The sequence below is a fragment of the Telluria sp. AZSoR62 genome (genome assembly GCF_058111565.1).
Window position 1 is genome coordinate 1 of record NZ_JBYTST010000433.1, and the last position, 254, is coordinate 254.

Annotated in this window: 1 pseudogene; it reads left to right on the top strand. The window is 63.0% G+C overall.

What is annotated here, in order from left to right:
• Window positions 1–198, top strand: a pseudogene (locus AC3XQU_RS24345) (hypothetical protein); the annotation flags it as partial.
• Window positions 199–254: the final 56 nt, after the last annotated feature.

The following is a 254-nucleotide window of genomic DNA, read 5'->3' on the forward strand; positions in this document are numbered from 1 at the left end:
AACAAGGTGCTGTTCATCAAGGACCGCAAACTGCTGTTCATCAAGGGCATCAAGCTCAAGGCCATCGCCGACCGCAAGTCGTACTTCGCTTCGCTGCGCGCCCGGCAGGCCCAGCCCATCGTCATCCTCGCCGAGCTGCCGCCCGAGCAGGCATTCGACCTGTGGAAGCAGCATGTCCTGGGCGACAAGCCCGACTGACCCAGCACCACCGCACCCTCCTGACAGCCCCGCACTCGACGCGGGGCTTTTCTTTT